The organism is Paenibacillus canaveralius (assembly GCF_047238265.1).
Lineage (GTDB): Bacteria > Bacillota > Bacilli > Paenibacillales > NBRC-103111 > Paenibacillus_F.
Genome location: NZ_JBDFMM010000001.1, coordinates 3,006,298 through 3,029,353 on the forward strand (window position 1 = coordinate 3,006,298; position 23,056 = coordinate 3,029,353).

At 47.9% G+C, this 23,056-nt stretch carries 17 protein-coding genes and 1 pseudogene; 8 read left to right on the top strand and 10 right to left on the bottom strand.

The features are described 5' to 3' along the window. Positions 1–269 precede the first annotated feature (269 nt). Positions 270–1,757: a carbohydrate binding domain-containing protein gene (locus tag ABC395_RS13660; protein WP_413003828.1), complete on the top strand. Its 1,488-nt coding sequence runs from the start codon at positions 270–272 to the stop codon at positions 1,755–1,757. Positions 1,758–1,859: 102 nt separating this feature from the next. Here the strand turns inward: ABC395_RS13660 and ABC395_RS13665 are convergent, their stop codons facing one another. Next, positions 1,860–2,768: a LysR family transcriptional regulator gene (locus tag ABC395_RS13665; RefSeq protein WP_413003830.1), complete on the bottom strand. Its 909-nt coding sequence runs from the start codon at positions 2,766–2,768 to the stop codon at positions 1,860–1,862. 112 nt (positions 2,769–2,880) lie between these two features. Here ABC395_RS13665 and ABC395_RS13670 point away from each other — a divergent pair, with 112 nt between their 5' ends. Next, the gene (locus ABC395_RS13670) at positions 2,881–4,254 is read left to right on the top strand and encodes an MFS transporter (RefSeq protein WP_413003831.1); all 1,374 of its coding nucleotides are present in this window, start codon (positions 2,881–2,883) and stop codon (positions 4,252–4,254) included. A gap of 228 nt (positions 4,255–4,482) precedes the next feature. Continuing rightward, on the top strand, positions 4,483–6,534 hold the full coding sequence (locus tag ABC395_RS13675; protein WP_413003833.1) for a serine hydrolase domain-containing protein: 2,052 nt from the start codon (positions 4,483–4,485) through the stop codon (positions 6,532–6,534). Positions 6,535–6,720: 186 nt separating this feature from the next. Here ABC395_RS13675 and ABC395_RS13680 read toward each other — a convergent pair whose 3' ends face one another. The 8 genes and pseudogenes from ABC395_RS13680 to ABC395_RS13715 all read right to left on the bottom strand — a co-directional run bounded on the left by ABC395_RS13680 (position 6,721) and on the right by ABC395_RS13715 (position 16,093). Next, positions 6,721–7,533 carry a hypothetical protein gene (locus tag ABC395_RS13680; RefSeq protein WP_413003835.1) on the bottom strand — a complete coding sequence of 271 codons (813 nt, stop codon included), beginning with the start codon at positions 7,531–7,533 and terminating at the stop codon, positions 6,721–6,723. A gap of 108 nt (positions 7,534–7,641) precedes the next feature. Beyond that, positions 7,642–8,622, bottom strand: a complete 981-nt coding sequence (locus ABC395_RS13685) for an alpha/beta fold hydrolase (RefSeq protein WP_413003836.1) — start codon at positions 8,620–8,622, stop codon at positions 7,642–7,644. A 6-nt stretch (positions 8,623–8,628) separates the two neighbouring features. Beyond that, complete coding sequence (locus tag ABC395_RS13690; protein WP_413003838.1) at positions 8,629–9,651, bottom strand: alpha/beta fold hydrolase; 1,023 nt, start codon at positions 9,649–9,651, stop codon at positions 8,629–8,631. A gap of 220 nt (positions 9,652–9,871) precedes the next feature. Next, on the bottom strand, positions 9,872–11,239 hold the full coding sequence (locus ABC395_RS13695; protein ID WP_413003840.1) for a sensor histidine kinase: 1,368 nt from the start codon (positions 11,237–11,239) through the stop codon (positions 9,872–9,874). After that, positions 11,236–11,911: pseudogene (locus ABC395_RS13700) on the bottom strand (response regulator transcription factor). Before ABC395_RS13700 ends, ABC395_RS13695 begins: the two are co-directional and overlap by 4 nt. Positions 11,912–12,142: 231 nt before the next feature. Beyond that, positions 12,143–13,021, bottom strand: a complete 879-nt coding sequence (locus ABC395_RS13705) for a methyl-accepting chemotaxis protein (protein WP_413003842.1) — start codon at positions 13,019–13,021, stop codon at positions 12,143–12,145. 21 nt (positions 13,022–13,042) lie between these two features. Continuing rightward, complete coding sequence (gene yfmT, locus ABC395_RS13710) at positions 13,043–14,497, bottom strand: benzaldehyde dehydrogenase (protein WP_413003843.1); 1,455 nt, start codon at positions 14,495–14,497, stop codon at positions 13,043–13,045. A gap of 246 nt (positions 14,498–14,743) precedes the next feature. Continuing rightward, complete coding sequence (locus tag ABC395_RS13715; RefSeq protein WP_413003845.1) at positions 14,744–16,093, bottom strand: erythromycin esterase family protein; 1,350 nt, start codon at positions 16,091–16,093, stop codon at positions 14,744–14,746. A gap of 350 nt (positions 16,094–16,443) precedes the next feature. Between ABC395_RS13715 and ABC395_RS13720 the strand changes: the two genes are divergently transcribed. The 5 genes from ABC395_RS13720 to nagA all read left to right on the top strand — a co-directional run bounded on the left by ABC395_RS13720 (position 16,444) and on the right by nagA (position 21,435). Next, the gene (locus ABC395_RS13720; protein WP_413003846.1) at positions 16,444–17,325 is read left to right on the top strand and encodes a CPBP family glutamic-type intramembrane protease; all 882 of its coding nucleotides are present in this window, start codon (positions 16,444–16,446) and stop codon (positions 17,323–17,325) included. 283 nt (positions 17,326–17,608) lie between these two features. Continuing rightward, positions 17,609–18,166, top strand: a complete 558-nt coding sequence (locus tag ABC395_RS13725) for an RNA polymerase sigma factor (RefSeq protein ID WP_413003848.1) — start codon at positions 17,609–17,611, stop codon at positions 18,164–18,166. Beyond that, entirely contained in the window at positions 18,163–19,074 is a 912-nt protein-coding gene (locus tag ABC395_RS13730; RefSeq protein WP_413003849.1) for a hypothetical protein, read from the top strand. Before ABC395_RS13725 ends, ABC395_RS13730 begins: the two co-directional genes overlap by 4 nt. A 431-nt stretch (positions 19,075–19,505) precedes the next feature. Further along, entirely contained in the window at positions 19,506–20,300 is a 795-nt protein-coding gene (locus tag ABC395_RS13735) for a DeoR/GlpR family DNA-binding transcription regulator (protein ID WP_413006745.1), read from the top strand. Then, complete coding sequence (gene nagA, locus ABC395_RS13740) at positions 20,290–21,435, top strand: N-acetylglucosamine-6-phosphate deacetylase (RefSeq protein WP_413003851.1); 1,146 nt, start codon at positions 20,290–20,292, stop codon at positions 21,433–21,435. Before ABC395_RS13735 ends, nagA begins: the two co-directional genes overlap by 11 nt. A 268-nt stretch (positions 21,436–21,703) precedes the next feature. On the opposite strand, the gene ABC395_RS13745 is transcribed toward nagA, so the two are convergent. Then, on the bottom strand, positions 21,704–22,729 hold the full coding sequence (locus tag ABC395_RS13745) for a lytic polysaccharide monooxygenase (protein ID WP_413003852.1): 1,026 nt from the start codon (positions 22,727–22,729) through the stop codon (positions 21,704–21,706). Positions 22,730–23,056: the final 327 nt, after the last annotated feature.

Sequence of the window (23,056 nt, forward strand, 5' to 3'; positions counted from 1 at the left end):
TTCTTCCGGTTTGAGAGTGAGTACTCTGTTCTCGTGTTCAAATTAACATTTATGTATCATTTTAACAATAACTGTATAATCAATCGTCATCAGATTACCAGGAAAAGTAACGTTATTACCATAAAAAGGATACAAACCGTTTTAACTGTTCATTTTTCACCTTTTATGTCTATTAACAGTCTATAAACCAGCTTATATATACTATTAAAAGCAGGCATGGTACCATAAATATGTATTAAAACCATTCAATGTTAAAAGGAGTTATGTTGATGAAAAAGGTTATGAACACAAGCTTGTCGGTAGTTATGGCTTTTTCCCTCTTAATAAGCTTTTCGGGAATGGCATCTGTTGGACATGCGGCGGACAACAAGTTACCTTCTAGTTCCGAGTCCAACAGCGGGTCGGCAGATCGTACCGATCCGGGCGCGGCCGCTTTGAATCTGAGCGATAATCTGATCGCCAATCCGGGATTTGAAGACAACTTGACAAGCTGGACCAACTGGGGAAATACCGCTGCCGTCACTTCTCCGGCATTTGCGGGCGCCAAAGCGGCACGTGTCTCTTCCGGTGAAGGAGGCGCAGGGCAAATCATCTCCGGCATTTCAGCAGGGACGACTTATGTTTTGTCCGGTCACGGCAGCGTAAGCGCCTCTACGGATACGGCCATAGTCGGTGTAGATTGTTTAGACGCCAATAACAATGTACTGGCCAAGAACACGTTGAGATTTAATCAAACGCTGTATGAATTTAAATCGACCGCATTTACGACCGTCCCGGGCACCGCTAAACTCCAGGTATATGTATACAAAAATGCCGACAGCGGGGCAAATGCCTATTTGGACGATCTTAGTCTCAAAGCCAGAAGCGGTATCCAAGCGATAAACAAGGATGTCAAAGCTATGTGGGTTTGGCAGGAAACGGCTTCCGTATTGCAGGATGCGGCGGAACGTTCGGCATTGTTCCAATTCGCTCAAGACAAAGGAGTTAATGTTCTACTTCTTTCCATAAACAAAACCCATTTGACCACGAATAACTCGCAGCTTAAGCAATTTATCTCTCAAGCACATGCCAAGGGAATACGGGTTGAAGCGGTAAGCGGAGAAATAGATTGGGGATTGACAGATAAACATTCGATAGGGCTGGAAAGAATAACCGATGTCATTACCTTCAACGGAAGTGCGGCATCTAACGAAAAATTCGACGGAGTGCATCAAGATATCGAAGTTTACCGGAATAAAACACTGTGGGAAGCGAATAAAGCTCTTGTCATGCAGCAGGCTCTTGCCTATATCGATAAAGCCACGGCACTTATGAGCGGAACCGGCATGACATATGCGCAGGATATTCCGAGATGGTATGACGGTCCGGAATATACCGTTACGTACAACGGTATCGATAAAGGGTTCTATAAACATTTGATCGATCGGCTCGATTGGGTCGGACTCATGGACTATACGGACCGGTTTTCCGACGGTCAATGGCAAGCCGTCCGTGACGCCCAAAACGAAATCGATTATGCGGCACAAGTTGGCAAAAAAGTGACTGTCGGGCTTGAAACGATCGATCCCGCAACGGCCGGCGGAGACAGCGTAACCTTTTACGAAGAAGGGTTGGATGATCTGGACCGCGCACTGGCCGCATTAAAAGCTCACTTCGGCGGACATGCCGGGTTTGGCGGCGTCGCGGTGCACAGCTACGGCAAGCAGAAAGGAAACGCCTACTATACTCTGCCGGTTAAAGCTGTGAATCATTATTAAATCATGTTTAAAGCGAAGGGCACCCTATATGGGAGTGCCTTTTTCTTTTGTATCTATAGTCGGTTTCCGTTTTAATCTCTCCGGTTATTTCCTTATTCTGCTTCACCTCTCCGGCTCTATCGCCTGTTCGGACTGTTTGGATATCTCACCGAAATATTCCGCAACGACCTCCCGGAATTCCTGGGCGGCCCGCGAAATATACCGGCTTTTGTGCCAAATTAGAGCGATTTCCCTTGCCAATTCACGGTCTTCTACTTGCAGATAGCGGATATGTTCCCGTGAATTCCTTGCCGTACCCGGTATGAAGGCAATGCCGATTCCCGCTTCCACCAGAGCGCTCAGCCTTGCGGGCTCGTCTCCCTCGTACACGTATTTAGGCGCAAAGCCGGCCGATTCGCACAGTGAGTCCACCTGATCCCGAGTGCCGTAGCCTCTTTTTACCCCCACAAACCACTCATCCCTCAGTTCTGCCAAAGACACGCTGCTCCGGTCCGCCAGCCGATGCCCCTCGGGAACAGCAACAAGGATCGGATCGGTGAATACGATCTGGCATTCGATATCATCTCCTTGTATGGGAGGAGATGACAAGCAGAAATCGACTTCTCCCCGATGAAGAAGCGTAGTCATTTCCCGTGTAGTCAGCATTTGTACATGAAAATGGATAGAAGGCCGCTTTTTGCGGAACTCCCGAAGGATATGCGGTAATGTGCTTGCGGTGGTTACCGCCAATTCGAGTGTGCCCTGTTCCGGGCTGGACAAATCGCCAAGCTCCTGCTTCCCCTGCTCCAGCTCGAACAGAGCTCTTTCCGCACGGCGGAGGAATCTGCTTCCGAATTCGTTCAATCTCAGCTTCCTCCCTATGCGGTCGAACAGAGGAACTCCCAGATCTTCCTCCAAGCGCTGAATCGTTTTGCTTAGGGACGACTGGGTAACGTGCAGACTCCGGGCGGCTTCGGTCATATGTTCCAAACGGGCTACCGTGAGAAAATAGTGCAGTTGAAGAAGTTCCATAAGACGCCTCCCTATATTCCTTCAAATCTATCAAATCATAACACAAAATGCGTTGGAATAAATAACCGATCTCCAGTACGATGTCATCAATACACGATGGGAGGAACAAAAAATGAACGTTCGAAGCTGGTGGCTGATGATTTCAATCGGTCTGGGAATTCTGCTTAACCCGTTGAATTCTTCAATGGTCTCTGTAGCTGTTCCGAGTCTGCAAAAGGGGTTTCAACTGGATTTCACAGGCGTTTCCTGGATTATTTTATCTTTCTATATCGCTAGTGCCGTCGCTCAGCCAGTAATGGGAAAAGCCAGCGATTTATTCGGCCGGAGAAAGATATTTCTCACCGGGCTGGTTGTAGCCTTTGCCGCGTCATTACTGGCTCCGCTGTCGCCCGGCTTCGGGTGGCTCATCGCATTCCGGGTGATCCAATCCATCGGAACTAGCATGATGGTTGCCGTTGGAATGGCCTTAGTGCGGATTCATATGACCGAGAAACAGGCGACTGCGCTTTCGGTTTTGTCCATTTTTCTGTCGGGAGCGGCAGCAATCGGCCCCTTTATCGGCGGGATCCTGATTCATTGGTGGGATTGGCGCGCTATCTTTGTCGTGAATGTTCCGTTTGCGGCAGCGAGCTTTCTGTTGGCTTGGAAAACTATCCCGAGGGATGAATCGCCAACATCCGCCGCACAGGGCCTGTCTTTTCGTCAATGGTTCCATCTGATCGACGCGCCGGGAATCCTGCTCTTTACAGCGGGTCTGGTTAGTCTGCTCGTCGGATTGCTCTCTGCAAAAACTTCCGGGTATATCTCGTACCGGCATGTCCTGCTCAGTATGTCAGGTCTCGCTGCGCTTGGGGTATTCGTGCGGCATGAATTAACAACGGCGTCCCCCTTCATTCCTTTGCGCACATTCGCCAGCTATCGCGAGATGACTTGGGTCAATGTCCAATTCATGCTGGTCAACGTGCTTTTTTACTCGCTGTTCTTCGGGCTTCCGTCCTACCTGCAATTGGTACGGCATGTCAGCGAGTTTCATACGGGGATCCTTATGCTCAGCCTAGGCTTATGCTCGCTGGCCGTTTCCCCGCTGGCAGGGCGATGGATCGATAAGTCGGGACCAAGACCGGCATTGATCCTATCCGCATTGCTGATGACATTCGGGTCGGTATGGATCGTGACCTTAAGTCCGGCGTCTCCGGTTATAAGCGTGTGTCTGGCGCTAGCGGCATTCGGGATTAGCAACGGGTTGAACAGCGTCGCTATGCAAGCGGCCTTGTTCAAAAGTTCACCAAAGGAAATAATCGGTGTTGCATCGGGCTTGTTTAACACATCCCGATACTTGGGAACGATTCTCTCCTCCTTGCTGACAGGTGTCGTAATGGGAGACGAGTTCAGCTTCGGGGGCTTTCGGCTGCTCGGGATTATCCTCACGGTCATTGCGCTGTCTTTGGTATTCATGAGCCGGCGGCGCGTGAATTCGGCGCAATAGCGAACATATTCAGGCGGGCTTCATCAATGGGCCGGATACCGTCTTACCTTTGTCCGAAAGCCGTATCCTGACGACGCGCCGATCGGGGCGATCGGCATGAGGCTCGACAAGTCCCATGTTGTTTGGGGATTGTTTTTTTCGTTTCAGGGTCATTTTTTATCTCAACCGGAATTTCCATATATGATTATTTTAGTAAGCATAATCCATATCAATGAGGAGGAATGATTCTTGAAGAAGATGGTTTCCCTACTTATGAGTGTCGTGTTTTTAGCTGTTCCGGTCGCCCCCGCTTTAGCTCAATCGATGGATGATCCCGTTAAAGAGAAGGCGAAAGTGCTGGCCTCGAAAATCGTATCCGACTATGAGGTAAGCGGCATCCAGTATGCGATCAGAGATCACGGATCCGTCGTTGTATCCGGCGGCGCAGGTCTGAAGGACAAAGCCGCAGGCACTCCGGTAACGAAAGACACGATGTTCGGAATAGGCTCTGTAAGTAAAATGTACGCGACGGCCGCAGCGATGAAGCTTGTGGATTCCAGACAAATTGAGCTCGATAAACCGCTGACTACGTATTTGAAAGACTTTAGAATGGCCGATGAACGATACAGAAAGATTACACCGCGTATGCTGATGAACCATTCTTCGGGACTTTACGGCAGTCACTATGAAAACGGCTTTTTGTTCGATGACAATGATACGAAAACTCATGATCAATTATTGACCAAATTGCGGTCTGAACATTTGAAGGCAGACCCCGGTGAATTTTCGGTCTACTGCAACGATGGTTTTCAACTGCTTGAAATCCTGGTTGAACGTATGAGCGGATTAAGCTACAGCGAATTCTTGAACATTCATTTTGGCCAGCCTCTCGATTTAAGCTCTACCAAAACACCGCGCGATACGTTTGACAGAAACAGACTTGCAAAAACATATGCTCCAGGAAGCGATAAAGCTTGGCCGGTTGAAAATGTCAATCTCATCGGGACCGGAGGCATTTACTCTACGGCTGAAGAAATAAGCAAATTCGGTGATGTTCTGATCGGCAACCGGACGGATCTTTTATCGGAGAAGTCCGCCAAAGCCATGCAAAGCCATGAGTACCGCAAAGGACTATGGGTACCGGAGGAATCAAATGCCTTCAATTACGGTCTCGGTTGGGACGCCGTCAAGTTAACCCCGTTCGATGAATACGGAATCACGGCGTTATCCAAAGGCGGAGACACACTAATGTATCATGCCACTTTGACGGCTCTGCCGGAACATGATATTTCCATAGCCGTGCTTTCGTCCGGAGGATCTTCCATCCATAACAGCATCATGGCATCCAATGTTCTGCTCGAATACGTAAAGAAGAAAGGCATCATTAAAGAGATTTTGCCTGAAAAAATATCTCAGCCTGCCGTCAAAACGGATATGCCTTCGGAACTGCGTGCTTATTCGGGACTATACGGTGCTACGGATAAAATGATCAATCTGGACATCAAAGACGGAGAGATTGATATGCCCGCTTTGGGAGGATTAACCCCCGCTCAAAAATTCGTCTACACGGGCAAGGGAGAATTTAAAAACAATGAGGGAAATCTTACCGTAAGTTTCGACCGGCTGAAGAATGGAAAAACCTATTTGAAATTAAACGCACTCCTGACCTTTCCGGGTTTAGGACAAACGGTTATGGTCGTATACGAGTCTCAAAAGCTGGACCGCAATCCATTGGACCCTGCAACCAAAAAAGTCTGGGAACAAAGAAACGGGAAGCTTTATTACGCCCTGGATGAAAAAATCACTTCCGTCGGTTACACGAACCAAGCGCTTTTGACCAAAGAAATAACGGTTAATGCCGATTACGGCTACGCCTCCGGCACGAAAATTGTGAACAAAAATAAAGCCGTCAACGCAGCGGTTGTTCCGGTCATGAACGGCCGAGACTCTTTTGACTTGAATTTTTATAAAAAGAATCATAAAGAATATGTAACGATCGCCGGACAAACGTATATCAAAGGAGACGATATTCCACCCTTCTCCCACGGAAGCTCCGAAATTCGCAGCATTCCATACAATGGTCAAGCCTCCTGGTACAGGATTGATAAACAATCGGCAGGCCGGACATTAACCGTAAAGGCACCCGCAGACGGGGAATTCGCCGTTTATGACGCAGAAGGAAAGCTTGTGAACTTCTCCAAGATAAGCAAACAGTATTCGGCCGTACTGCCTGAAGGCGGGCTGGTCGTGTTCGGCGGTCATGCGGGCGATGTGTTCAAAATCGATTTGAAGAAAAATTAGACCTACGGTCATATGGAATCGGATATGAAAGCAGCGGAAATTCCCGCAGCATCGAGGGTAACGTGTGGAGATTCGTATATACAGAAAAATAAGAACAGCCGGGTCATTACATGATTCGGCTGTTCAGATGCTGCTGCAAAACCATTAATCCCCTCTTCTCCGTCATGTTCTCCGGTCCCCGGCTGCTTATTTGGCTTCCTGCTTTTCTCTGTATTCTTCACGCCGTTTGTCACGCTCGGTTTCCTTGATCCGAGGGCATGTAAAACAGTAATATCCGCCATCAACCAGATAATACAAACAGCAAGCCGCCTTCAGCCGTGTTTCCTTATCGGGAGAGGCAAGAGATTGGGTTTTGAGGAATTTGACGTTCAGCGGGTTTTTACTTCTTCCGAAAACTGCCCCGTCCAATGATTTCACAATTCCGTAGTTTCTCATCATCCGCTGCTTGACAGTCTCACATTGTTCCGATTCCATCAGCCTTTCGTATCCGTACTCAAGCATCGTTGGCAGCTGGCTCCAGAGCATGCCCTGCTTTAAAGTGCCTGCTTTTGCAATCGTCTCCAAAACAGGCCGCACGGTCTGGGATAGAAAGCGGCTCAGGTTCTCTTCCGCCCAGCTTGCGCGCTTTAGCGGATCGTCAGGCCCCTCTTGAAGCTGGGGATTGTTCACTAAAAAGTTAACCGCACAATATTCGCGGTCCTTATAAGAAGCGGTATACATTTGAACCGTCAGATTATCTAAGGCGAGAACAGGCGTTTTATTCCAGGCGGACAACATGTAAATGAGACCAAGAAGCGGTCCTTGAAACCAGGCCGCCATATAGACTTCACCAACCGACGGATCCAGCCCTTTTATTAGTGGTGTGTAAAAATCCAGCAGCGGCTTCATTTTGTTCTCATCGGTCAAGTCGTCGGCAGGACAGCTAAACACGGGGTTTTTCTGTTTTGTTGTCGTCAATTTAAAGGTACTGTCTAACTTCTCCAGCATGGCTTCGTTCATCTTTTTTGCTCAACCCCTCATTCAACCTTTATACGTACATGGAATTTTATTCATTATACCTTTGCTGATAATGATTATCAATAACAGAACATTATTGTACAAGCTCTTTTAATGGCCTCCCCTTACTTCTTTCATAAATTGTCTAAAGTTTTCAGCAATTTCTTTTGAACGGGTATGGTGTAAATAATGTCCTCCTTCAAACGTTATCATTTTTCCGTTGGCAGACTCTTTAACCTGCTCTTCGTGTAAGGACACCCAATCTTTCCGTTCTGTATTATTCGCTTGTACAAATAAAAGAAGAGGGAGATTTTTAGGGAATTTTAATTGTTTAACGGCAAGAAAATTGGGATAAATGGTCTCCAGTTCGTTTAAGATGCTGGAGTTATACATATTTTTGAGCGTGAGCATTCTCATTTGTTCTTTTGTTTTGGTATCAAACGGCAGTCCGGCATAAGGGTCGTCACCCGACTTCAAGAGCAGTCTGGCCAAACCCGATTGTTTGAGCAGTTTTAATTTGTTTACCGGAAATTCAACATCCATACCGCCTTGCGCTGGAACGCTGCTGTCGATCCCCACAAACGCATTTACTTCATTCCCGTATTTATTCACGTAATCCAGGCCGTATATCCCTGCGATGGAATGACCCATTAGAATGTAGCGGTCAATATCCAGACTCTGCAGCGCTTCATGGATTTCACGGACAATATTGTCCGTGCTTCGCTCTTTTTCGGTTATATCACTTAATCCGTAGCCGAAAGGCTCAACCGCGACGACTTTATAATAAGGGGACAGTTCGTCTATTAGCGCCTTAAAATCAAGCGCGGGTGCCGCTGTTCCATAACCGGGTAAAAGTACGACGGTTTCCTCGCCTTTTCCTTGAATAAACACATTCATATTTTTGCCGTCGACGGCTACAAGTTGGCCATAATGTTCTATTTTTCCTTCTTCCGATTTGCTGCTGACCCTATTCATGATAAAGACGATGGCTAGAAAAAGGACGATTACGATCGCGATAACACCTAACGATTGAAGGATAATCCGAAGCGGTTTACTCACTCTCTTTTTTACAATCTCTTCTTTTAGCTCCATACTCATCTACTCCTTTCCAGATTTTATTTCTTTCATAAATCCTCTAAAACCCTCGGCAATTTCTTTAGAGTGGGAACGATACAAATAATGTCCGGCATCCAGCAGCTCCACTTTTCCATGTACGGAATCTTTTATTTGCTTTTGATGTTCGGGTATCCATCGATCCGCTGCCGGATGATTCGCTTGGATAAAGAAAATAACGGGAAGACTTTTGGGAAACGTTACATGTTCAGCCCTTTTAAAATTAGCAGGCATATTTTCAATTTCGTTTAATTGACTCGGGTTATACATATTTTTGTTCATAAAAATTTTGATTTGTTCCAGGGTTTGAGAATCATAGGGAAGTCCGGCATAGACGCCCGTATCCGGTTTGGCCAGCAATCTGGTGAGACCTGATTTTTTGAGCAGTTTTACCGTTTCTATTTCTAAAGAGGAAAACCCCTGCTCGCTTAGCGTTGGAACACTGCTGTCAAGCCCGACAAATGCACTCACCTCGTTTGGATACTTATTTACATAGTCGAGTCCGTAAATCCCTGAAATGGAGTGGACCATGAGAATATAACGGTCGATATGAAGGCCCTGCAGCGCTTCATGAATTTCGCTCCCTATATTTTCTGTGCTTCGTTCCTTCTCGGTTAGATCACTTAATCCGTAACCAAACGGCTCCACCACAACGACCTTATAAAAAGGGGACAGCTCTTCAATTAGCGGTTTAAAATCAAGCGCGGGTGCCGCTGTCCCGAAACCGGGCAGGAGTACGACCGTTTCTTCTCCTTGTCCCTGAATCAAAACATTCATATTTTTCCCATCTACCGCTGCGTGCTGACCGTAGGGCTCTATTCTTTTTTGTTCCGAATGATTGCTGATTTTATTACTTATATAAACAGCAGCCAGAAAAAGCGCGATTGCCGCAAGAATCGCTCCTGTGATTTTAAGCAGCATGCTTCGCGTTTTACTTGTTCTCGTTCCAATCCGCATTTTCTTTTCCTCTTGTTGTGTCACTTTCATCTCTTGTTGTGTCACTTTCATCTTCCCCTGTCCTCATCTGTATATCAGGCCTCTACTAATTCGCCAGTTAAGTAAAGCTTACCCGACGAATAAATACTCTCTGTGACGACAATATGAACGGAGTATGAACATGAAAAAAAATGTTACGGTACCACATGCAAGGAAGCTTGCACAGGATACCGTAACATGGAGAATACGGAACAGCGTTTTAGACAATCCGGATTACACAATAGAAGATTCATTACTCTGCCGGTGTTGTAATGGGCAGGGTGACTAGAAAAGTCGTTCCCCGGCCGGGTTCGCTTTCCACCCGGATGTCGCCTTGATGAAGCGATACGATCTGTTTAACGATGGCGAGTCCCATACCGCTGCCGCTATATTTGCGGCTGTGGGAACGATCGGCCTTAAAAAACCGCTCGAATATACGCTTCTGGTCCTCTAAGGAAATACCAATCCCCGTGTCGGATATTCGGACTGTTACGTTTTTAATATCTTGCAGGAGGGTGACGCTAATTACGTCGCCGTCTTTGGAAAATTTAATGCTATTAGCCATTATGTTTGTCCATACCTGGTTTAACAGATCATAATCAGCCCTTAGGCTGACGGCTTTCAAATCCAGCTCGAAACGGATGTTGCGAGCCGACCATTGCGGCTGGATCGCGACGATGACTCGTCTGATCTGTTCATCCAGGCTGAACGTGCCGAGCCGGAGCTGCTGTGACTGCGATTCAAGCAAACTTAGCTTGAGCAAGCTGTCGCTCATCTTGGACATCCGTTCCGCTTCGGCGATAATAATATCGAGATAACGGCTCCGCTCTTGATCTGCGATATTTACTTGCTTGAGTGCTTTGGCATAGCCCGATATAGAGGTGAGCGGTGACTGAACTTCATGCGATACATTCGATACGAAATCTCTGCGCATCTGCTCAAACTGCTGCAAATCATGCATCATGTCTTCGAAGCTGCGGGCCAAAGTACCCAGCTCGCCCTTCTGTTTAATATTCAGCTTGACGTTGAAATCACCGGTAGCTATACGCTTGGTTGCTTTAGTCAGCTTTTTGATCGGTCTTATCAGAAATACGGAAGCGACCAGAATGAACAAGCTTCCCGCAATCAGCGAACAGCTCGCAAAAATCAAGGCCCACTTGACGACAAAAGAAGCGGAAGGCGGGGCGAGCGTTTCCAGAAACATCGCTTTCGTTCCCGTTTCCGTTTGCAGCGGCAGCCCTAAGAGGACCGAGGCAATACCGTTCGGAGTGCCTTGAACAGCGCCCCCGTCGATTACTTTCTTTAGCTGCTCTTTCGTCACGACGGCCGGTTTGTGTCCGTTCAGTTTTCCGTAAGACCGGAACTGCCCCGCCGCTTCGTAAATCCGAATGGAATACGAATCGAGCTGCTTCATTTCGCTTACGAACGAATCCGCTTCATGCTGCGGAAGAGTTTCGTATATCCGGACAATGTCCTGGCCGAAATTACGCAAGTTGATTTGCGCGTTTTCATTTAATTTTTCTTCGAATATCCAAGTGGACACAAAAAATGAAATGATTGTCCCTCCGATGACGGAGACTAGAAAGATCAGAACGACACGTGTATACAAGGACTTGATCATTCACAAACCTCAAGCCGGTACCCGAGCCCCCGGACAGTTTCGATCCGAAAGTCGGGTGTCGGGGCGAACCGTTCACGCAGTCGTTTAACATGCACGTCAACCGTCCGGTCATCTCCGGCATAATCAATCCCCCATATCTGATCGATCAGACTGCCCGCGCGTATAGACTTGTCCGGGTGTTCCCGCAAGTTTATACAAAAGTTCAAACTCCTTAAGCGGCAGAGTAAACGTCTCCGTTCCTTTTATCACCTTATAGGTCTGTCGATCAAGCGTGACGCTGCCTAACTGAATCGTCTGTGTGGAGCCGATCCGGTACCGCTTCAGTAACGCCCGCACACGAACCGTCAGCTCCAGCGGATCGAATGGCTTCGTCAGATAGTCGTCCGTCCCGAGTTCAAACCCTTTTACTTTCTCCCATGTCTCGCCTCTGGCAGTCAGCATCAGCAGGGGAAGATCGGGATTGGCTCTTCGGAGCTCCTTGCATAACGTCCAGCCATCCATAATCGGCATCATAATATCGAGCACGACAAGATCAATATGCGCCGACGTATAGACGGCCAGTGCTTCTTTACCGTCAGCGGCTTCAAGCGTTGCAAATCCGTCATTACGCAGAAATAAACAGACCAGTTCGCGAATGTTCACATCGTCGTCTGCAACCAGTATAGTAGGCATCCTTTCCCTCTTTTCTGTTTTCCTATCCATGTAATTGCCATTAGTATACTATAAATAGCTTTGAACTACTGCCTTCCTCCCGCCTGCGAAACTTGAATCCGCCTCTGAACAGATACAGAACGAGGCGCACGCTTTATGAAAATCTGCAGACAAAACAAAACGGACCGCACAAAGAAGAACATACATCGCACTTCTTCCTTGCCGGTCCGCAGAGGGCTGGAAATGAAAATTTTAATTTTCTGCCGTTTTGCTTTCTGTTGAATAAAGGGTTGCTTCGGCAACCTGCGCCAAATCTTCCGCTTTCACGCTGATCTCCTGGATTGTGGAGGAGAATTCCTGAATCGCTCTTGACTGGGTATCGGTTAACGTGTGAATATCGGAAAACGCATGGTTTAACCGCTGTAAAAGCTCTTGAATATTTTTCGTAATGCCATTAATCTGCTCCACATTTTCTTTGGAGCTCGTCGCCAGCTTCCGGATCTCATCGGCCACGACGGAGAAGCCTCTGCCCACTTCTCCCGCTCTTGCCGCCTCAATGGCGGCATTAAGGCCGAGCATGTTGCTCTGATCCGAAATTTCCTTCACTGCGGCGGAGATTTTGCCGATCTGCTGCGCACTGGAGCTGACATCCTTCATTTGGCTGGTTACGTCGGTAACGCGCCCCGTAAGGCGGGAAACGGATTGGCTGATATCTCCGATAGAAGCGGTTGTTTGTTCCACAATAGCGGAAAAACTTTCGGCCATCTCAAAAAGTTTATTCGCTTTCTCAAGACTTGTGCCCATGCCTACTCCGCCGATCACACTGCCCTGCTCGTCGTGAAGCGGAATGGCACGCGCCGCAAGCGGAAAACCGAACAGCTCTTTCGGGACGACAGCCGTTAAAGCCGTATTGCCGCGGATCGCGTTGGTTACAATATCCCCCTCCATCAGGGGGTCACCCGGATTGACGTTGAGCGAGAAGGTTTTGCCCGGAATGTTCAGGATCAGTTTCTCCGTGTCGTAAATGCCGATCGTGATGTCATCATGCGTAAGACTGCCCAGCAGCGGGGCTACCCTTACAAAAGCTTGAATCAGCTCATGCTGCGTTTGTACGTCTGTTACGTTATTCATGCTCTATACTCTCCCCGGCTCTTAATATGGGAATCTCCTTTGCCCGTAATTTACCGAAATCCACTTCAGCGTCGTGAATTCGTCCAGGCTCCATTCGCCGTTGAGACGGCCTAAACCGGACTGCTTCTCTCCGCCAAAAGCTACAATCGGCTCGTCGTTGATGGTGACATCGTTGACATGGATCATACCGGTGTGAATCTTCTTCGCCATTTCTACGCCGCGCTCCAGATTGGAGGTGTGAATGGCTCCGCTGAGTCCGAAACGAGTATCGTTGGCGATTTCGACGGCTTCCTCTTCGGTTTCGAACGGAAGGATGCAAATAACCGGACCGAACAGCTCCTCCTGGGCTACCTCCATATCCGGTTTCACATTGGCGAGGACGGTAGGCTCTACCATTCTGCCGGTAATCTTGCCATGAACCAGCGGAACGGCACCCTGCTCAATGCCTTTTGCAATCAGCTTGTCCAGAGTCTCCGCCTGACGGTTATTGATGACCGGACCGATGACAGTTTGCGGATCACTCGGATCACCTGTAGTAAGCGTTGAGACCTTCTCTCTGAATTTATCCACAAACTCCTGATAGATCGTTTTCTGCACAAGTATCCGGTTAGCCGACATACAAATCTGGCCTTGGTGCGTAAATCTGCTGAACGTAGCCGCTTGTACCGCATAGTCGATATCCGCATCCCCGAGCACAATGAATGCACTGTTCCCACCCAGCTCAAGCAGCGGTTTTTTGAAATTTTTGATCGCCACTTGGCCGATATAACTTCCGACCTTCGTCGAACCCGTGAAAGAAATGACTCTCGGAATCGGATGCTCAACGAACGCGTCGCCGATCTCCTTAATATCCGTAACCACTACATTTAATAAGCCCTTCGGCACTCCCGCTTCTTCAAAAATCTTGCCGATCAGCGTGCCGCCCGTAATCGGAGAATCCTCATGCGGCTTAAGCACAACCCCGTTACCGGCACCCAGAGCCGGAGCGACCGACTTCATCGACAAGAAGAACGGGAAATTAAACGGGCTGATAACGCCCACTACGCCGACGGGGATCCGGTACAGCCGGTTCTCCTTGCCGTCCTCGGTAGAAGGCAGAATCTTGCCCTCCATTCTCAAGGGGAACGTAGCCGCTTCCTTGATCATATTTTTCACAAGACCGATCTCGAAAGCCGCCTTCAGACGTGTTCCGCCCAGCTCCTGCACGATCAGTGACGTAATTTCTTCTTCATGTGCTTCTATGTATTTAACCGCATTCTCAAGGACGTCACGTTTCTTGTAGGGGTTTACCTTGTCCCATTCCAGCTTTGCTTGATAGGCGGCTTGGTACGCATGGTCTATATCGGCAACATTGGCTATTTGAAAAGTGGTAATCACGGCATCATTGTACGGATTGATGTCTGGCAGCGTTTTGCCGCTCCGGCCGTCTCTCCATTCGCCGCCTATAAATTGTTTTCCTAACAGTTGGTAGTCCATATGATCGCCTCTTTTGTCTGTTAATTTACAGCATCCTATATATCGACAAACTTCCCAAATTTGTTAAGTACCCGGAAGATTAATTCCACATGTTCAGGAAAGTGTCACAATGTAACCGTGCGTCAAAATACAGAACCCGTCCTTTATTGTGAATAAAAGAAAAAATCCTCCCTATTGATAAGGAGGATTTTTCTTGTGATTCCCGGTAACGACGCCAGTCTCGCCGTTCCCGCTGAGCACATGTTTTTACTTCATATGAGAGGGGCTTGTTTTCCGGATGTGATAAAGAATGTCAAATTGCTCTTGCAAGGAAGCGTCGAAGTATACCGGAGCGTTCGGAATAAGTTGCCCGCCCAGGCTGAGAAGAGGCCGCTTTTCACCAACCCATTGCTTGGCCGGCCCTTCAAGATGACGGGCATCCAGCAGGAACATTTCCGGAGAAACTTTTCCAAGGGTGTAATTGGAGCTGTTCACATCCTGTGGGATTTTTTCCGTTGCGAGCTTCCCGGTACCATCAGGTCTGTATTCACCGTATAAGGTGAAGTCGCCCTCCGATGTGGTGCTTCCTATGACGATATACAGGTCGCCAAGACGTTCTTTGAGGAATTTACCGGAACCATCCGGATATAACTGCTTATCGATAATGCCTTTGGCAACGTGGATGTTGTGGCCCCAAACCATCGTTTTTCCGTCAAGCGCCTTCTCGGCCCATACCGCATGGTCGGCCAGATACTGCTCATGCAGCTTTATCATGCTTGGATAGTCATCAGGAATCAGCATGTTTGTGAAATTCCGTATCGCGTTGGCGGAGCCTTTCACCCATGTCAGCTCGGTTGCATCTTTCGCTTTGTCAGCTTGTTTGGTCTTCTCTTCGAGCAACCGGACGACTTTCTCGGCGTTAACCTTGTACCGCTCTCTTACTTCGGGCGGCAGCTTCATGTATTCGGCCAAGTTTCCGGTCGAGGTCTGAAGCTCTTTGTAGCTAAGCTCCACTTCCGCCAGCATATCGGGATAATGCCGCTTAACATAATCCGTCACTTTTTGATAGACACCCGGGTCCAGCGTTTTTAAGTCAAGTCCGATAAATTGAATCTTCTTCTTGTTCGCGGGATCGGCATTATAATCTTTCATCCACTCCACCATGGCAACAATTTCATCCGTCGGGTACAACAGATTCAAAAATTCTCTTGGATTTCCTTTACCCGTTTGGATATATTCGTTCAGCTTTAAACCGCTCCCCCAATCTTCTTCCATCCCGAAATTCGTAAAACCCAGCTCGGTAACCAAATACTTCACCAGCCGAAACTTCATCGTAAATATTTCGGAGCTTCCGTGAGTATTCTCTCCCAATCCCACATAACGAGCCTCTCCGATCATGCCTTTCAGCGGCTGCAAATCATCGAATGGCTGTGCAGGGTCAATCGTCTTCAAAGGCTTTACCTGCGATTTAATGGATGAGATCAGATCGTTTTGGGCAGGCCCGGGTGATTGCGAAACCACTACCGTTTTAGTTCCCTCTTCTTTTGCGCATCCTCCAACCAGCATAGCGGCACTAACCACCGCTACGATTCCGCCGTACATCATTTTCTTTTTCATCGTCTCCACCTCATTCATATCATTAAGCAAGATGATCCGCAGCTGTTACAATGCGTCAATCGCTTTGAACCGATTGTCACTCATTTTCTATCATTTTTCCTAGTGACGAACCGTCACAAACTCGTTTTGACAAAACATCATACGGCATGAAATTACGTTTTCTCACTGTCCAAAATGACAAAGTGCCACTGATAATGAGCTCACCGGACACAAAGAAATGACAAAAAAGGGATGGGTGTGATACACAAAAATCAAAGGATTTCTTAAGGATTAGCGCAGGTTTCAGACGCATGTAGGGCAGGAATTCATTTCGATACGCAAACTAATAATTCAGGAAAGCAGGGTTTATCATGGTATCTTATTCAGAAACGCTCTCAAGCGAGGGTCATGTCCGACAGGCAAAAAAAGGTCTCCGGCTCTATCTGGGCATCTTGCTCGTTTTATCCGTTATTATGAATGCCGTCGTCATTTTGACTAAAAGTGTTCCGCTCATCATCGTGTACATGTTTATACCCTCGATTTCTTCTATACTTGCCCGTCTCCTTCTCAAGGAAGGATTCAAAGACGTGTCGTTCAGTATCCGGCGCGCCAAAATTTGGAGAGGCATCGGATTGGCCGTGCTGATTCCCATCCTTATCTGCTCGATTACTTACTCCATCGCCTGGTCGACCGGACTTGCCGCATTTCAGCTTCCTGCGAGCGGAACGTTAGAACCGGTCTTTCAACTGCTTGGACTGCAGCATTTACCGGCCCCGCTTCATTTCGCTCTTATAGTCGTGTTGACCGGAATTCTGGGGAGTTTGATCAACTTCATCCCGGTTATGGGTGAAGAACTCGGCTGGAGAGGTTACATGCTGACAAGGTTAGTCGATGCCCGAGTATCCCGTCCCATCCTTCTCAGCGGATTGATCTGGGCAACCTGGCACGTTCCGATCGTCATTGCCGGCTTATATGTGTCGGGAACGTCCGTTATTCTTTCTGTAATCGGCCTTTACTTGTGTATCGTTCCGTTTTCTTTTATTATCGCCCATCTGCGGCTCGCCACAGGCAGCGTCTGGCCGGCGGTTATCGCTCATTCCGCGTGGAATGCCGTCATTCAAGGACCGTTTACGCGTGCAACTACCGGAACTCATACGGAGATCTGGATCGGAGAATCCGGTCTGCTTACCGCTCTTATCATCATTCTTACAGCCATGGTTATCTACCGGACAACAAAGCGTCCGGCGCGCTGACTTCAAGCGGAAAGCTTGCGAATCATCCTTGCGCAGCAAAAAAACAGCCTTCGTTCGGCCATCTGCCGGACGAGGGCTGTTTGATGTTTTCGGCGCCTTCTCAAGCTGTACATATCTTCCAGTTGAAATTAAAGTTCACCTTCTTTATATTACATGCTTACGCGATTTTTCATCTCCTACATACAAAAAAGAACGATTCCGCGAACAATTTTTTGCAACCGGAGTGTTTCTTTTCCTACTTGATAAGTGAAGGCCTTTAATTAAAGCGAACGGAAGTGACGGAGTGGAAGACCGAGAAATCATACAGCTTTACTTTGCGCGCAACGAAAAAGCTATTGAAGAAACATCCAAAAAATATCGGAATTATTGTACCCGGATTGCCCGGAATATTTTGTTCAGTGCGGAAGATGCGGAAGAATGCGTGAACGATACCTTTCTAGGCGCATGGAAAGCGATCCCGCCGAAGTCTCCCGTAAACCTGTCGTCTTTTCTGGGAAGGATCGCAAGGAATATCGCCCTGGATAAATTCGATTATTACACGGCTAAGAAACGGAGCAAGGAATTCGAAACGATACTCGATGAACTAAACGACTGTCTGCCCTCCTCCGACAACGTTGAAAGCCGGTTTGAGGAACAACAGATGGCCGGTGCCATCAGCCATTTTTTGAAAAGCATCCATGAAGATCACCGAAACATTTTCTTGAGACGGTACTGGTATTCCGACTCTATGGCGGAGATTGCCTCGCGTTTCTCGATAAGCGAAAGCAAAGCCAAATCCGTCTTGTTCCGGACACGAAAAAAACTGCAAACTTATCTGATGAAAGAGGGATATGCCGTATGAATAACAAGGATCTCTTTAAAACGATCGGTCACATTGACGACCGGCTCATCGAACAAGCCGACACCGCGAAACGCGCGAACAAAAAAAACTATGCCGTACTGGGTTCAATCGCTGCCGCCGCTTGTATCACACTGGCAGTAGGTTTAGCGAATTATAGCTCTCTGCCAGCACCGCAGCCGGCCGTTCCGCAGATTTCAGAGCAGGCACCTGCTTCGTCACCGACCGGAATCCGGAAATATTTAAATTACAACGGTTATCGTTACGCCTTTGTCGACGACGGCGCTCCCTTTAAGTTCACAGGTGCCGAACCGGTAAAATCCCTTGGTAAGTTAACGATTGACCTCAACGGCGAAAACGGGAACACCAACGAAAGCGGCGATACGCAAAAGGATTATGCCGCCACTTTCGCCGCCGGCGGAACCTTGTATGAAGTTCCCGGCTACCCGTCTCACTTCCGCATAGCGGTGCAGTACCAACAGCACTACTACCTGGCGGAAGTCGTGGCGAAGGTAAACGACTCCGCGTTCACCGCGAAGGAATATCTGGACATGTCCAACCTTAAGGCACAGGTGCAGGACATTCACATTCTCAATCATGCGGGAAATGACGTGTTGAAGAAAATAACGGAACCAGCCTCTGTGGAATCTCTCATTGACGGGCTGTACAATGCCCAAACGGCCGAACTGGCCGGCAAAGATTACGAGGGCATCGCGGAGGCACAGTCCCAAGGAAAGTCGTATCAACTGAAGTTTAACCTGAAAGACGGGACCGGCACATTCATGTATATCATTCCCGAGTTAAATATCGTATCGATGGGAGACAGCTACTATCGGTTGCCTGACAACTTTATAGGTCAAGCGGGCGCTGTTTTCAAAAATCTGAAGCAAGAAGCGCCGCCGCTCTACTAAGCCTTCGGGCTTAGAAACCGGCGGTCAGCTTAGCCTGCTCCCGTCGTAAGGTCGTGGATCGACTGGGGAGCTTTCGTCCCGTACACGGCTACGCCGCGGGCGTCCCTTCCCAGAAGATCGGTTCCGGTCGGAGCGGCCGTGTTCTTGATATATTTTTCCCGGTCAGAGCGATACCTCGTCTTAAAGGCCGATCCGTTTATTCATAAAAACAAGCCATCCTGGACTAAAGCGAAGGGTGGCTTGTTTTTTTAATTTACATTTTACACTTCTTCATCCCGGTCTCGATTCGTCCTCATGATTGCTGCCCAGCCTTATTTGAACCCCTATAAAACAATTAATTTAGGCAACTCAACAAAATACTTACATGTACTTAAAATGTAACTTGAAATACTTATAACATATGATAAATTTACTTATAAGAGGTGAAAATGATGTATCAAGAAGAACGATTACTGAAAATACTCGACTATATTAATAAACACCACGCGATGAGTGTGATGGATATTTGTTCGCTTCTAAATGTATCCAGGGATACGGCTCGAAGAGATATTGTTAAATTAGTGCAGGAAGGGGTCGTTATTCGTACACACGGTGGTGTCGCTCTCCCTCAATTACAGAAGGAAATAGCCACTTATCAGGAACGTTTAATTGACGAAACAGACAGTAAAAGAAAAATCGGGAAGTTAGCGGCTAAATTAGTTCAAGATCACGAAACCGTCATTTTGGACGTATCCACTACGGTACAGTCCGCAGCCGAACAAATTTCAGCTAAATATATTACGGCGGTCACGCACTCCATAGACATTGTAGGGATTCTCTCCGGTCGGGAAGATCTGCAAGTTTATGTGCTCGGCGGCTATTTACATGCCAAAAACCGGTTGTTATACGGACCTTCCGTCATCGACAAGCTAAGGGAATTAAGAGCCGATAAGGCATTTATCGGAGCTACGGCTATACGGGCCGATGGGCTTTACTTTCCGTACGAAGAGGATGTCTCGGTTAAAAAAGAGATGGCCCGCAGATCGGATCAGGTCATTGTTGTAGCAGATTCTACGAAGTTTACAAGCAAGTCGGTTTATCGGTTGGACTTTGATTTTATAGATATTTTGATTACCGATCAAGAAGTGCCTTTACCTATTAGAGAGGTACTTCATACTAAAAATATAACGCTTATACAATGTCAGGAGAAAGACAAATACGAGGAGGAATATACAGATGAGTCTTAAAATTTTGCACAATGTAAACGTGGTTCAAGAAGATAACTCCGTTATGTCTGCCACACTTTGGATACGGGACGGAATAATTGAACGGATAGAAAGTTCCCTGTCTGCTCTTCCGGAGGGTGATTATGAATTTATGGACGGTCAAGGCCACTTATTAATCCCGGGCATGATCGATGTCCATATTCATGGCGCCAACGGTTTCGATATGATGGATGGAAGCGAGACGAGTATTCAGGAGGTTTCGCGAGCTTGTGCGGCAACGGGCTGCACCTCATTTCTGGTCACCTCCGTCAGCTCGACGATTGAAGCATTAATAGCCATGATTCGCAGTGTGAAGCGTGTCGCGGGGCATGAAGCCGGGGCCAAAATTGCCGGGCTTCATCTAGAAGGTCCATACCTCAATCCGAAGCGTAAAGGGATGCAAAATGAACGGTTTTTAAGACATCCGGATCTTACTGAAATGAAAGAAATTTTTGATGAAGCGGACGGGCTGATCAAGATGGTTACAATAGCTCCCGAATTACCCGGCGGTATGGAACTCGTCTCTTTTCTTAAGGAGAGGGGCGTAATTATCGCCGTCGCGCATTCGGATGCCACATACGAGGAAGCCAAACAGGCCTTTGAAGCGGGAGCCAGTCATGTTACGCATTGTTTCAACGGCATGCGTCCGATTCATCATCGGGATCCCGGTCTGGTTGTAGCCGCTTTTGAACAAGAACATGTAAGCCTCCAAGCGATTGTAGACGGCATTCATTTGCATCCCGCCATCGTTCGAATGATGCATCGTCTCAAAGGACCTGATGGTATGGTACTTATCACAGATGCTCTGCAAGCCATGGGGCTCGGTGATGGGAAATATATGTTCGGCGGCCATCCCGTTACGGTTTCCGAAGGTGTAGCACGCCTTGAGGACGGAACTTTAGCTTCCAGTACGGTTACGATGAATGAGGCACTTCGTCTAACCGTAGAAACCGGTATTTCTTTAACGGACGCGGTTAAAATGGCATCCAGTTCACCTGCACGGCTGTTAGGACTTGCTGCCAAAGGTAAGATTTCCGCGGGTTTTGATGCGGATCTTGTCTTGTTAGACGAACAATTTCAAGTACAATGGACAATGATTAAGGGTTCTGTCGTCTAATTAACCCACATTTAAACCGGGAAAAACTCGATACATCGGCTATTCTATAGTCGCCGTGCTTGGTTTTGCCAAAGCCAGGAGGAAAGACCGCGGTAGGAACACGAATCTTTCACTTTACGGATCTCACGCGGTAAGATAGCTATCCTAACCTTCCCAAAAATCACCGCGAGCTTATGGTTAGAGTGTGGTATCCCGCGAAACCTCAACCCGGAAAAGGGAAAAAAAAGCCCTGGAGGTTTATGCCTCCAGGGCTTTTGGCGTTCTAACGTTAAGGAATGACCTTCCAAACGTTGGTGCCGGTCGGAGTTTCGCCTTGTGTCCACCATTTGGCTTCATAGTTGACGCCGTTGTAGGATACTTTGTTTCCGCCCACATAAACGGTAGTCGCGCTCCAGGCCGGATACGTGGTTGTGCTGCCTCCTGTCGTTTTGACTGTCACTACGTTAGAGGATGGAGACGCTTTGCCTGAGGAATCGATAGCGGATACGGTAAAGCTGTAGGAAGTGCCGCTTGTCAGGCCCGTGTTCGTATAGGAAGTCGAAGTTGTCGTGCCGACCGCAACGTTATCACGGTATACTTGATAGCTGGCCGCTCCCGCCACGGATGCCCAGCTCAAGGAAACGCTGTTCTCCGTTACGGCTGTGGATGCCAGATTAGCCGGAGCTGGAAGTGCGCTGCCTCCGCCGAAATCCACATCCGCTACGTTGACGTAAGCGGTAGGCGCCCCGGAAACTTCCCAGATAGCCAGGATGACATGATAGCCGGTTCTTTCGGGAACGTTACAATTCGTCGTGTAGTAGTTGGAAGGGCTTGCACCGTTCAAATCCACTTGGCAGAAAGGCGTCAAGTCAAAGGAAGCTCTCGTTAGAGGAGCGTTCGGATTCCAGCCGGGTTTAGTGATGAAATATTTAAAAGTCGTTGTGGCATGAGCTGCGTTCAGCTGCCATTTGAAAGCCTGCGGGCCCGCTTTCATAGGAACTTTGCTCCAACGTGTGGAGGTTTGCTCATCGAGTTTAGGGAAAGTATTGCCTGCGCTCGCGATATGACCGTCGCCGGGGCCTCCGTTAGGAAAACCTTTGCCCGCTTCGGCGCTTTGCGGCTCGTAGGACGCTCCTCCGCAGTCCGTATTCACGTTGTTTTTACACAATAGAGCACGGCTGGCAGGTACATCCAAATACCCGTGAGCGGAGCTTTTTTCGGGAAACAAAACCATCACTAAAGCGAGCATCAGCAGCATTCCGCATGCGACAACCAGTTTTTGCAGCCAAGCATTGTTCGGCAAAGCCAAATTCATTATTCATTCCTCCTCGATTTTGGGTTTTAAAGCAGAAAAGCGCTTACATATAAGATTTAAACTGCCTCACCTCTCTTCTATGTTTATCCTGTGGGGATGGATCGAAGTCCCCGTGGATATATCTTCCATATTATAAGCCTAAATGGTTTAGATCACAATCATTTTAACAAAAAAAGGTGACTTTGTAACGGAATGTATCGTTTAGTTCTAACAGGATACGTTCCTATTCATCTCTCCGTTCGGAAAAAGCGCGACTGTCCAAACTCACCCTTGCTCCAAAGTCAGACTTGCCGGGCTTCTTCGAAGGAGTGGTATATCCGGCGAGGC

Excerpts from the sequence above, each read along its gene's own strand:
- ABC395_RS13660 (WP_413003828.1), top strand. The coding sequence starts at position 270 with ATGAAAAAGGTTATGAACACAAGCTTGTCGGTAGTTATGGCTTTTTCC.
- ABC395_RS13665 (WP_413003830.1), bottom strand. The coding sequence starts at position 2,768 with ATGGAACTTCTTCAACTGCACTATTTTCTCACGGTAGCCCGTTTGGAA.
- ABC395_RS13670 (WP_413003831.1), top strand. The coding sequence starts at position 2,881 with ATGAACGTTCGAAGCTGGTGGCTGATGATTTCAATCGGTCTGGGAATT.
- ABC395_RS13680 (WP_413003835.1), bottom strand. The coding sequence starts at position 7,533 with ATGAACGAAGCCATGCTGGAGAAGTTAGACAGTACCTTTAAATTGACG.
- ABC395_RS13685 (WP_413003836.1), bottom strand. The coding sequence starts at position 8,622 with ATGGAGCTAAAAGAAGAGATTGTAAAAAAGAGAGTGAGTAAACCGCTT.
- ABC395_RS13690 (WP_413003838.1), bottom strand. The coding sequence starts at position 9,651 with ATGAAAGTGACACAACAAGAGATGAAAGTGACACAACAAGAGGAAAAG.
- ABC395_RS13695 (WP_413003840.1), bottom strand. The coding sequence starts at position 11,239 with ATGATCAAGTCCTTGTATACACGTGTCGTTCTGATCTTTCTAGTCTCC.
- ABC395_RS13705 (WP_413003842.1), bottom strand. The coding sequence starts at position 13,021 with ATGAATAACGTAACAGACGTACAAACGCAGCATGAGCTGATTCAAGCT.
- yfmT (WP_413003843.1), bottom strand. The coding sequence starts at position 14,497 with ATGGACTACCAACTGTTAGGAAAACAATTTATAGGCGGCGAATGGAGA.
- ABC395_RS13715 (WP_413003845.1), bottom strand. The coding sequence starts at position 16,093 with ATGAAAAAGAAAATGATGTACGGCGGAATCGTAGCGGTGGTTAGTGCC.
- ABC395_RS13720 (WP_413003846.1), top strand. The coding sequence starts at position 16,444 with ATGGTATCTTATTCAGAAACGCTCTCAAGCGAGGGTCATGTCCGACAG.
- ABC395_RS13730 (WP_413003849.1), top strand. The coding sequence starts at position 18,163 with ATGAATAACAAGGATCTCTTTAAAACGATCGGTCACATTGACGACCGG.
- ABC395_RS13735 (WP_413006745.1), top strand. The coding sequence starts at position 19,506 with ATGTATCAAGAAGAACGATTACTGAAAATACTCGACTATATTAATAAA.
- nagA (WP_413003851.1), top strand. The coding sequence starts at position 20,290 with ATGAGTCTTAAAATTTTGCACAATGTAAACGTGGTTCAAGAAGATAAC.
- ABC395_RS13745 (WP_413003852.1), bottom strand. The coding sequence starts at position 22,729 with ATGAATTTGGCTTTGCCGAACAATGCTTGGCTGCAAAAACTGGTTGTC.